The 14,178-nt window shown below is 65.7% G+C and carries 9 protein-coding genes; 7 read left to right on the plus strand and 2 right to left on the minus strand.

Going from position 1 to position 14,178, the window contains the following annotated elements; translation table 11 throughout:
• Positions 1-2: 2 nt before the first annotated feature.
• From cysS to AC4BCK_RS04120, 5 genes are all read left to right on the plus strand, one after another.
• Positions 3-1,478 carry a cysteine--tRNA ligase gene (gene cysS, locus AC4BCK_RS04100; RefSeq protein WP_400598130.1) on the plus strand — a complete coding sequence of 492 codons (1,476 nt, stop codon included), beginning with the start codon at positions 3-5 and terminating at the stop codon, positions 1,476-1,478.
• 102 nt (positions 1,479-1,580) lie between these two features.
• On the plus strand, positions 1,581-2,570 hold the full coding sequence (gene rlmB, locus AC4BCK_RS04105; protein WP_066273821.1) for a 23S rRNA (guanosine(2251)-2'-O)-methyltransferase RlmB: 990 nt from the start codon (positions 1,581-1,583) through the stop codon (positions 2,568-2,570).
• Between the two features lie 105 nt (positions 2,571-2,675).
• Positions 2,676-4,787, plus strand: coding sequence for a glycogen debranching protein GlgX (glgX, locus tag AC4BCK_RS04110; protein ID WP_366285618.1), 2,112 nt, complete (start codon positions 2,676-2,678; stop codon positions 4,785-4,787).
• A 33-nt stretch (positions 4,788-4,820) separates the two neighbouring features.
• Positions 4,821-5,318, plus strand: a complete 498-nt coding sequence (locus AC4BCK_RS04115; RefSeq protein WP_174178630.1) for a guanyl-specific ribonuclease — start codon at positions 4,821-4,823, stop codon at positions 5,316-5,318.
• A gap of 8 nt (positions 5,319-5,326) precedes the next feature.
• On the plus strand, positions 5,327-5,683 hold the full coding sequence (locus tag AC4BCK_RS04120) for a barstar family protein (protein ID WP_174178628.1): 357 nt from the start codon (positions 5,327-5,329) through the stop codon (positions 5,681-5,683).
• 15 nt (positions 5,684-5,698) lie between these two features.
• On the opposite strand, the gene AC4BCK_RS04125 is transcribed toward AC4BCK_RS04120, so the two are convergent.
• Entirely contained in the window at positions 5,699-7,483 is a 1,785-nt protein-coding gene (locus AC4BCK_RS04125) for a thiamine pyrophosphate-requiring protein (RefSeq protein WP_490566606.1), read from the minus strand.
• Positions 7,484-7,531: 48 nt separating this feature from the next.
• Positions 7,532-10,150, minus strand: a complete 2,619-nt coding sequence (gene glgP, locus AC4BCK_RS04130) for an alpha-glucan family phosphorylase (RefSeq protein WP_174178624.1) — start codon at positions 10,148-10,150, stop codon at positions 7,532-7,534.
• A gap of 192 nt (positions 10,151-10,342) precedes the next feature.
• Here glgP and AC4BCK_RS04135 point away from each other — a divergent pair, with 192 nt between their 5' ends.
• Both AC4BCK_RS04135 and treS read left to right on the plus strand, forming a co-directional pair.
• A complete protein-coding gene (locus tag AC4BCK_RS04135) occupies positions 10,343-12,385 on the plus strand; it encodes an alpha-1,4-glucan--maltose-1-phosphate maltosyltransferase (protein WP_490566895.1) in 2,043 nt (680 codons plus the stop codon).
• Complete coding sequence (gene treS / locus AC4BCK_RS04140) at positions 12,382-14,178, plus strand: maltose alpha-D-glucosyltransferase (protein WP_174178622.1); 1,797 nt, start codon at positions 12,382-12,384, stop codon at positions 14,176-14,178. The genes AC4BCK_RS04135 and treS overlap by 4 nt, the downstream gene beginning before the upstream one ends.

The following is a 14,178-nucleotide window of genomic DNA, read 5'->3' on the forward strand; positions in this document are numbered from 1 at the left end:
CGGTGACCCTGCGCTTCTATGACACCGCCTCCGCCGAAGTCCGGAACTTCGTGCCCCTCCTCGAGGGCAAGGCCAGCCTCTACTACTGCGGGGCCACGGTGCAGGGCATGCCCCACGTGGGCCATATCCGCTCGGCCATCGCATTCGACCAGCTCACCCGCTGGCTGACCTACCGCGGCTTCCGGGTAACGGTGGTCCGGAATGTCACAGACATCGACGACAAGATCCTGGCCAAGTCCGCAGAATCCTTCGAACCCGGCTTCGACTCCGGACCGGACGCGGTCCGCGAGGAAGAGTGGTGGGCGCTGGCCTACCGTTACGAACAGGAATTCCTCAAGGCCTACGACACCCTGGGTGTCTCCCGGCCCACCTACGAGCCGCGCGCCACCGGCCACATCCCCGAGATGCACGCCCTCATCAGCCAGCTGATCGACCGCGGCCACGCCTACCCCGCCCCGGATGGCTCCGGAGACGTGTACTTCGATGTGCGTTCCTGGAGCAAGTACGGTGCCCTGACCCGGCAGAACATTGACGATATGCAGGCAGCGCCGGACGTCGAGGCCCAATTCAGCAACAGGAAAAAAGACCCACGCGACTTCGCCTTGTGGAAGGGTTCCAAAGAGGGAGAGCCGACGACGGCGAGCTGGGCCTCCCCGTGGGGCGCCGGCCGTCCGGGCTGGCACCTGGAATGCTCCGCAATGGTCACCAAATACCTTGGCACCGAGTTCGATATCCACGGCGGCGGCCTTGACCTTCGCTTCCCGCACCACGAGAACGAAATGGCCCAGTCCCAGGCCGCAGGCCACCCGTTCGCCAGCTTCTGGATGCACAACGGCATGGTGACTTACGAGGGCGAAAAGATGTCGAAGTCCATCGGCAACACCATCAGCCCGGCCGAGATGCTCGAACTCGCATCGCCGCGGGTGGTCCGCTACTACCTGGGGCAGGCGCACTACCGCTCCGTCCTGGACTACCGTCCCACTTCCCTGCAGGAGGCCGCGGCCGCCGTCGAACGCATTGATGGGTTCATTGCCAAAGCCACTACACGCTTTGGATCCGGCGCCGGCTTCGTCGAGGGCAACACCGGCACCGCCGCCGGGGCGCTGCAGGCGTTCTCCGAGGCCATGGACGATGACCTCAACGTCCCCCGGGCCCTGGCTGCACTGCATGAGACCGTGCGCGCCGGCAACACGGCCCTTGCCGAAGGCTCCGACCAGGACGGCCGTGATGCCCTGGCAGCGGTCATGACCATGACCGAAGTCCTTGGGCTCGACGCCGTCCAGCAGCCCCTCGAGGGCGGAGGCAAGGAACACGCCGCCTTGGGTGTTCTCGTTGAAGCGCAGCTCGCCGCCCGCGCCGAAGCCCGGGCCACCAAGGACTGGGCCGCCTCGGACGCCATCCGGGACACCCTGGCCGCCGCCGGCGTGGTGGTGGAAGACGGGCCGGACGGTCCCACCTGGAGCCTGAAGCGGGACTGACCGGGCCGCCGCCAGCAGGCACCTGGCTCCGGAGCGGGCGATTTTTCCTGGTTCAGTAGACTGGTAGGCAGACTCAGTCAACACAATCAAGGGTGGAACACAATGGCCAACAATGGTCGCCGATCGGTTAAAGCGAAGAAGGGCCCAACCATCGGGACCGGTGGCCACGGCCGCAAGGCCCTGGAAGGCAAGGGCCCCACGCCCAAGGCGGAGGACCGCCCGTACCACAAAGCGCACAAGGCCAAGCAGCTCTCGGAACGCTCCGCAGCCAAGCGCAACCCGGGCGCCCGCAGCGCCGGGGCAGCCCGGTCCGGTCCCAAGGGCCGCGCCACCGAGGAAGTCGTCACCGGCCGCAACTCGGTAGTGGAAGCCCTGCGCGCCGGCATCCCGGCCAAGGCACTGCACGTCGCCATCCGCATCGAAATGGACGACCGCGTCAAGGAATCGCTGAAGCTCGCGGCCGAGCGCGGCATCCCGCTGCTGGAAACAGGCAAACCTGAACTGGACCGGATGACCGATGATGCCGTGCACCAGGGCCTGGTGCTGCAGATTCCGCCGTATGACTACCAGGACGCCTACGAATTGGCTGAAGACACAGTCGATAAATGGAAGAAGGGCCACATCTCCAATGCGCCGCTCTTCGTGGCGCTGGACGGCATCACCGACCCCCGCAACCTCGGCGCCATCATCCGCTCGGTATCCGCCTTCAGCGGCCACGGCGTCATCGTCCCCGAACGCCGCTCCGTGGGAGTGACCGCCTCGGCCTGGAAGACCAGTGCCGGCGCCGCAGTCCGCGTACCAGTAGCCCGGGCATCGAACCTCAACAACGCCCTGAAGCAGTTCAAGAACATGGGGATCTTCGTCCTGGGCCTGGACGGCGACGGCGACGTTTCCCTGCCCGACCTGACGCTTGCTACGGAACCCGTGTGCATCGTGGTGGGCTCGGAAGGCAAGGGCCTCAGCAGGCTGGTCCGCGAGAACTGCGACCAGATCGTGTCCATTCCCATTGATTCCGCCATGGAATCGCTGAACGCCTCCATGGCGGTGGGCATCTCGCTTTACGAAGTCTCCCGGCAGCGGGCAGCCAAGTAGGAGGGGGCGGGAGCTTCCCGCTGCAAAAACCCTCCCCTGAGCAGTACCCGGCGCAGCCAAGGCGTCCGGGCAGGACACGTGCCGCTGGCGGCTAATATTTAGGTGATGGTCATGCCGCTCTTCGACACTGCTTCCACCATGGACGCCTCCACGGCCGTTCCGCTCGGTGTGAGTGTTCCGCGCGCCGATTCGGGAGGTTCACGCCACCGGGCGGGCGGGCGTGCCAACGTGGCCTGCTACGCGCCGGGCGTCTCCAGCCTGGACATCGCATACATCGCCCCTGGCGGGGAGTGGAAGCTCCAGTCGCTCCCCAACGTGACCCATGGCGTCCACCACGGGATCGTTGAGGACCTGCCGTACGGATCCCGCTATGGGTTCCGTCCGGCGTCCAGCGAGCAGTCCCTGCCCTTCGCCGTGCCCACGGCGGACGTTGATGACGACGGCGGCCAGCCGCTGCTGCTTGATCCGTACGGCAGGGCGGTGGACCAGCGCGATGGCTTCCTGACCAGCGTGCGCATGGCGGGGGACTTTGACTGGGGAACAGACGAACGCCTCCGGCTGCCGTGGCGCAACACGATCATCTACGAAGCACACGTCCGCGGACAAAGCATGCTCCACCCTGATGTTCCGGAGGAGCTCCGCGGCACCTACGCCGGCATGGCCCACCCTGCCATCATCGAGCACCTCACCAGCCTGGGAATCACGTCGGTGCAGCTGCTGCCGGTGCACTTCCACCTGGATGAACCCCACCTGCAGGACCTGGGACTGACAAATTACTGGGGCTACAACACGGCGGCTTTTTTCGCCCTGCACCCCGGCTACGCCACCCGTGCAGCCCAGGAGGCCGGCCCGCAGGCCGTCCAGGACGAGTTCAAGGGAATGGTCAAACTCCTCCACGCCGCCGGGCTGGAGGTCATCCTCGACGTCGTCTACAACCACACGGCCGAGGGCGGCCCCGACGGCCAGACCATCAGCTTCCGCGGGCTGGGGGAGCAGGCGTACTACCGGACGGACGGACACGGTAAGTACGTGGACACCACGGGCTGCGGAAACAGCCTGAACTTCGGTGAACCCCGCGTGGTCCAGATGGTGCTGGACTCCCTTCGGTACTGGGTGGACGAGTTCCACATCGACGGCTTCCGCTTCGACCTCGCGGTGACGCTGTGCCGGAATGCTGCCAACGACTTCGACCCCCGGCACCCGTTCCTCGTCGCCATTGCCGCGGACCCTGTCCTTTCGGACGTCAAACTGATTGCCGAGCCCTGGGATGTGGGCTACGGCGGCTGGCAGACCGGAAGGTTCCCGGGCGGCTGGGTTGACTGGAACGACCACTTCCGTGACGCGCTGCGGTCGTTCTGGCTGGCTGACCGGGCTGCCCTGGACGCCGGGGGCCACGGCGGGTCCCTGGCCAAACTCGCGGACGGGCTGTCCGGTTCCGCTGCCTTGTTCCAGGCCTCCGGCCGTTCCCGCCTGGCATCAGTCAACTTCATCACCTCCCACGACGGCTTCACGCTTAATGACCTCGTCTCGTTCGACCGCAAGCACAATGAGGACAACGGCGAAGAGAACAGGGACGGGCACGGAGACAACCGCAGCTACAACCATGGCGTCGAAGGCCCCACCGAGGACGGCGTGATCCTGGCCAGGAGGGCCCAGTCCCGCCGCAACCTCATGGCATCGCTGCTCATCTCCCTGGGCGTGCCCATGATCGCTGCCGGCGATGAGCTGGCGCGGACCCAGCAGGGAAACAACAACGCCTACTGCCAGGACAACCCCATCGCCTGGCTGGACTGGACCCGCACTCCGGAATCGCACGAAATGCTCCGCAGCACCAAGCGGTACATCCGCCTGCGCAAGGAGTTCCTGGCCGCGCAGCCCCACGACTTCCCGGTCCGGGACGAGCAATCGTACCTCCACTGGTTCGACCAGGACGGCCACCCCATGTCCATGGAACGCTGGAACGATCCCCACCACCGCGTGGTTCAGCTCCTGCTTGGATCCGACAACGGCGAGCTCGCCGGCCTCATGGTGGTGAACGGCAGCAACTCCGACGTCCGTATTACCTTGCCCCGCGTCACAGCGAAAGGCACCCACCCGCAGATGTTCGAGCTCCGCCTGACCACCTCGCCGCTCCACGAGCTGCGCCAGGGCGGCCGGGTGGCGTCAGGGGAGAAGGACCTCGTCGAAGCCCATTCCATCAGCATTTACCGCACCTAGCGCGGTATCGACCTAAGCCACGGGACCACAAGAATGCGCAACCGCTCCATCCTTCCCTTGCTGCTGGCCGGCCTGGCGGTACTGGCCCTGCTTGCTTTCGGCGGCACAGGTTTCCTGGACCAGCTGACGGAAGGCGCGACGCCGGAGGCCACCTCCAGTTCCGTGCCGGCGCCCGGTGCCGCTTCCGGAGAGCAGGCGGCGCCACAAACCCCAGCCCCGCCCGCGGCCGCGCCGGAGAATCTTTCCGGGCTGCCGGAGATTCGGGAATCTGCGCTTCCGGCCGAGGGCCGCAGGGTGCTTAACCTGATTCGTGCCGGCGGACCGTACCGCTACAACCAGGATGACCAGACGTTCGGCAACTTCGAACGCATCCTGCCGCGGCAGGACAGGGGCTACTACCGCGAATACACCGTGCCAACGCCTGGCGAGTCGGACAGGGGAGCACGCCGCATCGTGGCCGGGGCCGGTGGCGACAAGTACTACACCGACGACCACTACGAGTCCTTTAAGTTCATCGCGGAAGGCAGCTGAGCAAAACCATGAAGATCTACTCCGGAGACACCTGGACCCTGGAGGAGCTGCAGGAACAGGTGGCCGACGCCGGCCGCCGCAGCCTGGTGGTCCCCGCTGCGGACAGCAGGAAGGCTGTCCTGGAAGCCTTTGGCGAGGTCCTGGACTTTCCGGAGCACTACGGGGTGAATCTCGATGCGCTGAACGATTCGCTGCACGACTTTGCGGACAGCATCACGGACAACGGCAATCCTCCCGTCACTGTGCTGTGGCTGGTGGCTGCTCCCTTCCGCAGCGACAGGTCGTTCGGGATCATGTGCGAAATCCTCCAGGACGCCGAGCGCTACGCCGGGAAAGACCTGGCCGTTACCGCCATCCTGCTCTAGCCAGCCTTCGGGGTCCTACCCGCCGCGCTCTTCATGCGAGACATAGGTGCCAAGCAGCTCCGTTGCCCGGCTGCCGTCGTCCTCTGCCGCCAGGCCTTTGCGCATGTTCTCCGCCTTCTCCCTGCCGGCGGGGAACGGCGGCAGGAGCGGGACCTCTGGGTCTGTGAGTACTTCAATAACCACGGGGCGGTCTGCCGCGAAGGACTGGTCCCAGGCGTCGCCAATCAGCTCCGGATCTTCCACCCGGATGCCTTTAAGGCCCAGCAGGTCGGCGTAGCCGGCAAACGGAAAGTCGGGAAGCTCCTGGCTTGCTGCGAACCGTGGTTCGCCCTCCGACTCCCGCTGCTCCCACGTCACCTCCGTGAGCTCCCGGTTGTTGAACACACAGACCACGAACCGGGGATCCGTCCACTGCCGCCACCGGTGGGCCACTGTAATAAGTTCGGCGATGCCCGCCATCTGCATGGCGCCGTCGCCAGCTAAGGCTACGACCGGACGGTCGGGGTGGGCGAGTTTTGCCGCAATGCCGTAGGGGAGGGAACACCCCGTGCTGGCCAAGGTCCCGGAGAGGTGCGCCGGGACGCCCGGCGGAAGCACCAGCTGGCGGGCGTACCAATAAACGCAACTGCCGACGTCGACACTCAACAAGGCATCACCGGGCAGCCGTCCGGTCAGCTCGCGGACCACCCGTTCAGGGTTCACGGGTACGGCCGGCACGGCGGCCCGTTCCTCAGCCAAGGCCCGCCAGCGGGCAACTTCCTGCTCCACGTCCGTTTGCCACTGCCCTCTGGGACGCGGGCGCAGCCGCGGCATCAGGGCACGGAGCGCGGGCGCTGCATCACCCGCCAGGCCAACCTCAACCGGGTACCGGTTGCCGATCTTCCGCTCGTCAATGTCGACCTGGACGGCGCGCGCTGCCCCGGGCGGCGGATAAAACTCCGTCCAGGGATCGTTGGAGCCAACAATGACCAGCGCGTCGCAGTTGCCGAGCAGGTAAGCGCTGGCTGTGGTCCCCAGGTGACCCATGGTGCCCGCGGCGAAGGCAAGGGTCTCGTCCACATAGGGCTTGCCCAGCAGGCTGGTGGCAATTCCGGCGCCCAGCATTTCCGCCAGCGCCACAACCTCGTCCACAGCGTGCCGGGCTCCCTGTCCCACCAGCAGCGCGACGCGGTGCGAGGAGTTCAGCAGTGCTGCCGCAGCCTCCAGGTCCTTGTCCCGGGGAGTCTTGGCAGAGGTGCTCCACGACGGTGCGGTGACCACAATGCCGTGCTCCTGGTCCAGTTCCGGCGCCGGGGCGGACTGGATGTCATGCGGAACAATGACCACGCACGGCGAGGAGGTCGCCTTGGCGGTGCGGAAGGCCCGGTCCAGGACCATCGGCAGCTGTTCCGGAACGTTGACCTGCTGGACGAACTGTGCAGCCACGTCCTTGAACAGGGACATCAGATCGATTTCCTGCATGTAGGCCGAGCCCAGCACCGTGCGGCTCTGCTGCCCGACGATAGCCACCACCGGAACGCCGTCGAGCTTGGCGTCGTAGAGCCCGTTCAGCAGGTGCACGGCACCAGGTCCCTGGGTGGAGGTGACCACCCCCACCCCGCCGGTGTACTTGGCGTGGCCTACTGCCATGAAGGCAGCGGTTTCCTCGTGCCTTGCCTGCACGAACTCAACGCGTCCTTCGGCCCTCCGCAGGGCCCCCATGAAACCGTTGATCCCGTCGCCGCTGTAGCCGAAAACCCGGGTGACCCCCCAAGTTCCGAGGCGTTCCACAATGACATCGGCCACCGTGCCTTCGGTCATAAGGTCCTCCCGGGTGGTCAGGAACTGGGCGTAGGCGCTGGCTGTTGTCTAGGCGTTGACGATCAGTCCCAGTTCGGCTTTGGAGGCGAGGGCGTCGTGCCGCGGCAGGACCCGGACGGTGTAGCCGAACGGTCCCGAGCGGTCGATCACCAGGGATCCGCTGAACAAGTGGCGCCCGCTGCCCAGGTCCTCCTGCATCTTCAGTTCCATGACCGTGATATCCGTCAGGCTGTCGCTCTCTTCTGCCCGGCCGTAGGCCACTTCAACGGAGACGTCCTCGGGGGTGAGATTGTGCAGCGCCACATAGGCGTTGACCTGGAGGATGTCCCCGATCTGGGGATCCTCGGACACCCCAACAGAGTCCACGTGCTCCACATGCACCAGCGGCCAGGCCAAACGCACCTTCGCCGTCCAGGCCGCCAGGGTACGGGCCTGCGAGTAGGAGTTGGCGGAGGCGCTCCGCCCCGCCTCCGCCGCCGGGCGGTAGAGGATGTTCACATAGTCGCGCAGCATGCGTTCCGCGGAAACTGCCGGTCCAAGATGCGAGAGGGTGTGCTTGATCATGGAGACCCAGTGCGTGGGCACCTTCTCCGCCTCCGACGTCGAGGGCCCTGCAGCGCCCGCGCCCGCGGACACCGTGCTGCCGTAGAAGCGCGGGGCAACCTGCGTTTCCAGCAGCTCGTACAGCGCGGCTGCCTCGATGTCGTCCCGTTCCTCCGGGGATGCACCGTTGTTGGCGGTGGGAATCGCCCAGCCGTTCTCGCCGTCGTACATCTCATCCCACCAGCCGTCCAGGACGGACAGGTTCAGCGAGCCGTTGAGCGCCGCCTTCATGCCGGAGGTGCCGCATGCTTCCAGGGGCCGCAGCGGGTTGTTCAGCCAGACGTCACAGCCGGGGAACAGCGTGCGGGCCATGGCAATGTCGTAGTTCGGCAGGAAGGCGATCCTGTGCCGGACCGCAGGATCGTCCGTGAAGCGGACCAGGTCCTGGATCATCTTCTTTCCGGCGTCGTCTGCGGGGTGGGACTTGCCCGCGATGACCAGCTGGATGGGATGTTCCTTGTGCAGCAGCAGCGCCTTCAACCGTTCCGGCTCGCGCAGCATCAGGGTGAGGCGCTTGTACGTGGGCACGCGCCGGGCAAAACCGATGGTCAGGATGTCCGGGTCCAGGACCTTGTCCGTCCAGCCCAGCTCGGCATCTGCCGCGCCGCGTTTCTTCCAGGCAGCGCGGAGGCGGAGGCGGACATCGTCAACCAGCGCCGACCGCATCTCACGCCGGAGTGCCCACACGTCCGCGTCGCTGACGTTGTAGGCGAGGTCCCAGCGGCCGTTGGCTTCGGCCTCGCTGCCGAACTGGTCCCGAGCCAGCTTGGAGATGCGGCTGTCCACCCAGGTGGGCACGTGCACCCCGTTCGTCACCGACGTGATGGGCACCTCGGAGTGGTCGAAGCCGGGCCACAGTGCGGAGAACATGCCGCGGGAGACTTCGCCGTGCAGTTTGGCCACGCCGTTGGCGCGCTGGGCCAGGCGAAGGCCCATCACGGCCATATTGAAGACCGAGGGGTTGCCGTCAGCATAGTTTTCGCGCCCCAGTTCCAGGATGCGGTCAACCGGCACGTCCGGTGCCAGGCCGGCCTGGAAGAAGTGGTGGATCTGCGCGATCTCGAACCGGTCGATGCCGGCAGGAACCGGCGTATGCGTGGTGAAAACGGTGGAAGCCCGCCCGGCGGCAAGGGCTTCGTCAAACGTCAGCGCCTGCTCCCCGGCCATGAGTTCCTGGATGCGTTCGATGCCCAGGAAGCCTGCGTGCCCCTCATTGGTGTGGAACACTTCCGGAGCGGCAGTGCCGGTGAGCTGCTGGAAGGCGCGCAGCGCCTTGACCCCGCCCATGCCGAGCAGCAGTTCCTGCTGCAGCCGGTGGTCGCCGCCGCCGCCGTAGAGGCGGTCGGTGATGCTGCGGGCGGCGTCGTCGTTTCCGGGGACATTGGAGTCCAGGAGCAGCAGGGGAACGCGTCCGACGTCGGCGCGCCAGATGTGTGCCAGCAGGCGCCTGCCGTTGGGGAGGGGGAGTGCGATCTGCAGGGGGCGGCCGATGCCGTCCGCGGAAGGCTCCCGCAGCAGTGTGAGCGGCAGGCCGTCCGGGTCCAGGACCGGGTAGGTCTCCTGCTGCCACGCGTCCCGGGACAGCGACTGCTTGAAGTAGCCCGCCTGGTACAGCAGGCCCACACCGATCAGCGGCACGCCCAGGTCCGAGGCTGCCTTCAGGTGGTCGCCGGCCAGGATCCCCAGTCCGCCGGAGTACTGCGGCAGCACCTCGGTGATGCCAAACTCCGGGGAGAAGTACGCGATCGACGCAGGCGCATCGGGGCCCAGGCCCTGGTACCAGCGCGGTTCCTCAAGATAGCGGTCCAGGTCCTGCTCGGCTGCCCTTACCCGCTCCACGACCGCGCGGTCAGCAGCGAGCTGCTGGAATTCCTCGCGGCTCACCATCCCCAGGAAGCCCACCGGATCCTGGCCGCTTTCCTTCCAGAGGCGGGGGTTCAAACCCTCGAAAAGTTCCCGCGTGGGGCGGTGCCAGGACCAGCGCAGGTTGCTTGCCAGGCGGGCCAGCGGACGGATCGGTTCGGGGAGGACTGTACGGACGGTAAATCTGCGGATTGCCTTCACCTGCGTCACACTAACGGACAACATGCGCGGCCGGAACCAGCTTCGGGTCTCTTTTGGGTAAATGACAGATAGCGCAGAGGAAATGACGACTGACGCACCGAATTTAGTGCGCAGCCTTAGCATTCCTGCACATTTCTCGCTAACGTCGAGCTTGTGACGACTACATCAGGAACCAGTGCCGCATCAATGAAAATGTCAAAGGGCCTCATCGCTGACGGGCTGCGGTTCGGACGATTTCCGATCACCGCCGTGCAGCCGGTCGTGGAAGATGGCAAGTTCCCTGCCAAGGCCCTGCCGGGCGAAGGAATCGTGGTGGGAGCCACCGCCTTCCGCGAGGGCCATGACCAGCTGGGCGTCAGCGCCGTGCTCTTCGACCCCGAAGGCAACGAACGCCAGCGCGTCAGGCTCGCACCGCCGCGCGGGGAACGGGGCATGGGAACGGACCGCTGGGAGGGCGTGCTCACGCCGTCGGACACCGGTGACTGGTCCTTCGCGATCGAAGCCTGGCACGACCGCTACGGCACCTGGCACCACAATGCCGAGGTGAAGGTGGACGCCGGGATCGATGTGGAGCTCATGCTTGCCGAAGGGTCCGCGCTGCTTGCCGAAGCATCCGGCGACGACTCCCGGAACGAAGCGGACAGGGAAGCCCTGGGCCGGGCCGCCGGCACGCTTGCTGATGCGTCGCTGACCACCGAGGAACGCCTGGGCGCCGGGTTCAGCGCGGAGGTGGCGGACATTGTCGCCCGCCAGCCCATCCGGGAACTGGTGACCGTGTCCCGGCGGTTCCCCCTGCTGGTTGAACGTGACCTCGCCGGGCGCGGTGCCTGGTACGAGTTCTTTCCCCGCTCCGAAGGCGCCGTCAAGGACCACACCACGGGCGCCTGGACCTCCGGCAACTTCCGCACCGCTGCCCAACGGCTTGATGCCGTGGCGGCTATGGGCTTTGACGTCATCTACATGCCGCCCATCCATCCGATCGGCGTGCAGCACCGCAAGGGTCCCAACAACACGCTGATCGCAGGCCCGAACGATCCCGGGTCACCCTGGGCCATCGGGGCAGCGGAAGGCGGCCACGACGCCATCCACCCCGACCTTGGCACATTCGATGACTTTGATGCCTTCGTGGCGCGGGCCAACGGGCTGGGCCTGGAAGTGGCCCTGGACCTTGCGCTCCAGGCCGCCCCGGACCACCCCTGGGTGCAGTCGCACCCCGAGTGGTTCACCACCCGCGTGGACGGCTCCATCGCCTATGCGGAAAATCCCCCGAAGAAGTACCAGGACATTTATCCGCTGAATTTCGATAATGATCCTGAGGGCCTCTCAAACGAAATTCTTCGGATTGTGCTGCTGTGGGTAAGCCACGGCGTAAAGATTTTCCGGGTGGATAACCCGCATACCAAGCCCGTGTGGTTCTGGGAATGGCTCATTGCGCAGGTCAACAAAAAGGTTCCCGGGGTGGTGTTCCTGGCCGAGGCCTTCACCCGGCCGGCCATGATGCACGCCCTTGGCCGGGCAGGGTTCCAGCAGTCCTACACCTACTTCACCTGGCGTAACACCAAGAAGGAAATCGAGGCGTACTTTACGGAAGTAAGCCACGAGTCCCCGGCGTTCTTCCGCCCCAACTTCTTCGTCAACACTCCGGACATCCTCACGGAATACCTGCAGTTCGGCGGGCCTGCGGCCTTCAAGATCAGGGCCGCGCTGGCGGCGACGGCCAGCCCGTTGTGGGGCGTCTACGCCGGCTACGAACTGTACGAGCACGTGGCCCGGCCCGGCGCTGAAGAGTACATCGACAACGAAAAGTTCGAGTACAAGGCACGTGACTGGGACGCCGCCGCCCAGTCCGGCCGGACCCTTGCCCCGTACATCACCAGACTCAACGAGATCCGCCATGCCCACCCGGCGCTGCAGGACCTCCAGAACCTGACGGTCCACCACAGCACCGACAACGCCACGGTGGTCTACTCCAAGCACAAGACCCTTCCGGACGGGTCCAAGGACACCCTCATCATCGTGGTGAATGTTGATCCGCATGGAACCAGGGAATGCACCGTCTCGCTTGACCTGCCCGCGCTGGAACTCGACCCCCAGGACCTGACCCACAATGGGGGCTTCCACGTGGACGACCTCATTTCCGGGGAGAGCTGGGAATGGGGCGAGTACAACTACGTCCGCCTCGACCCGCATGTCGAGCCCGCACATATCCTGCGCGTGAGGAGAATGCATCAGTGAATTTCAACCCGCAGGGTTCGGGCCAGCATTTCACCCCAAAGAGCACGTTTGAGTTAAATGCCCCGGGCCTGCAGCATGATCCGCTGTGGTACCGGAAGGCGGTGTTCTACGAGGTGCTTGTGAGGGCCTTCGCGGATGCGAACGGCGACGGCTCCGGTGACTTCTCCGGACTCATCGACAGGCTTGACTACCTCCAGTGGCTGGGTGTGGACTGCCTGTGGCTGCCGCCGTTCTTCCAGTCACCCCTGCGGGACGGCGGCTACGACATCTCGGACTACAACTCGGTCCTGGACGAGTTCGGCACGATCAGCGACTTCAAACGCCTCGTGGCGGAGGCCCATGCGAGGGGCGTGCGGGTGATCATCGACCTGCCCCTCAACCACACCTCAGACCAGCACCCCTGGTTCCAGGAGTCGCGCAAGGACCCGGACGGCCCCTACGGGGACTTCTACGTCTGGAGCGACACGGACGAGAAGTACCAGGACGCACGCATCATCTTCGTGGACACCGAGGAATCCAACTGGACCTTCGACCCCATCCGCCGCCAGTTCTTCTGGCACCGGTTCTTCAGCCACCAGCCGGACCTGAACTTCGAGAACCCCAAGGTAATTGGGGCACTGTTCGATGTGGTCCGGTTCTGGCTTGACCAGGGCATCGACGGGTTCCGTGCAGACGCCATCCCCTACCTGTATGAGGAGGAAGGGACCAACTGCGAGAACCTTCCGGCCACGCACGAGTTCCTCCGCAGGCTCCGCACCATGGTGGACGAAAGCTATCCCGGCCGGGTCATTATTGCCGAAGCCAACCAGCCACCTAATGAAGTGGTGGAGTACTTCGGGACAGAGGAAGAGCCCGAATGCCACATGGCCTTCCACTTCCCGATCATGCCGCGCCTGTACTACGCACTGCGTGACCAGAAGGCCGCCCCCATTATCGAAACCATGCACGACACCCCGGAAATCCCGGACGGGGCACAGTGGGGCACCTTCCTGCGGAACCATGACGAGCTGACGCTGGAAATGGTCACGGCCGATGAACGCGCCGCCATGCTGGGCTGGTACGCCCCCGACCCGCGCATGCGGGCCAATATCGGAATCCGGCGCAGGCTCGCGCCCCTGCTGGACAACTCCCGCGCCGAAATCGAACTGATCAACGCGCTCCTGCTTTCGCTGCCAGGCAGCCCGTTCCTCTACTACGGGGATGAGATCGGGATGGGCGACAACATCTGGCTTGAAGACCGCGACGCCGTGCGCACGCCCATGCAGTGGAACCCGGACCGGAACGCCGGCTTCTCCAACGCGGATCCGGGCAAGCTCTACCTGCCTCCCATCCAGTCCCTGGTCTACAACTACGCCATGGCCAACGTGGAGGCAGAGGCCGCCCATTCAGGGTCGCTGCTCCGCTGGACAAGGCAGATCCTGAGTGTCCGCAAGAACCACCCGGCGTTCGGCCTGGGCGCCTTCAAACACGTTGAGGCGGACCATGACGCCGTACTGGCGTATCTCCGCGAGCTGCCCAAGGACAATTCAGCCGGCGTCGACGGGGAGACCATCCTCTGCGCGTTCAACCTCTCGCAGCATCCGGTGGCGGCCCAGTTGCGGGTCCCGCAGTTCGCCGGGCGCGGGTTGCGCGACGTCTTCGGCGGCCAGCCGTTCCCCGGCATCGGTGAGGACGGAAACCTCACCCTGACCCTCGGCAGCCACGACTTCTTCTGGCTGCGGATCCGTTCAGCAGCCTCCAACCCATCGTCGCCGTACACGCAGGCGATGCCGATTCTGTCGATCGAGAACTGA

It is taken from the genome of Pseudarthrobacter sp. As-47, assembly GCF_058215595.1.

Bases quoted from the DNA above. Each gene is read 5' to 3' on its own strand.
- rlmB (WP_066273821.1), top strand. From the start codon at position 1,581: ATGGCCAACAATGGTCGCCGATCGGTTAAAGCGAAGAAGGGCCCAACC.
- glgX (WP_366285618.1), top strand. From the start codon at position 2,676: ATGGTCATGCCGCTCTTCGACACTGCTTCCACCATGGACGCCTCCACG.
- AC4BCK_RS04115 (WP_174178630.1), top strand. From the start codon at position 4,821: ATGCGCAACCGCTCCATCCTTCCCTTGCTGCTGGCCGGCCTGGCGGTA.
- AC4BCK_RS04120 (WP_174178628.1), top strand. From the start codon at position 5,327: ATGAAGATCTACTCCGGAGACACCTGGACCCTGGAGGAGCTGCAGGAA.
- AC4BCK_RS04125 (WP_490566606.1), bottom strand. From the start codon at position 7,483: ATGACCGAAGGCACGGTGGCCGATGTCATTGTGGAACGCCTCGGAACT.
- AC4BCK_RS04135 (WP_490566895.1), top strand. From the start codon at position 10,343: ATGTCAAAGGGCCTCATCGCTGACGGGCTGCGGTTCGGACGATTTCCG.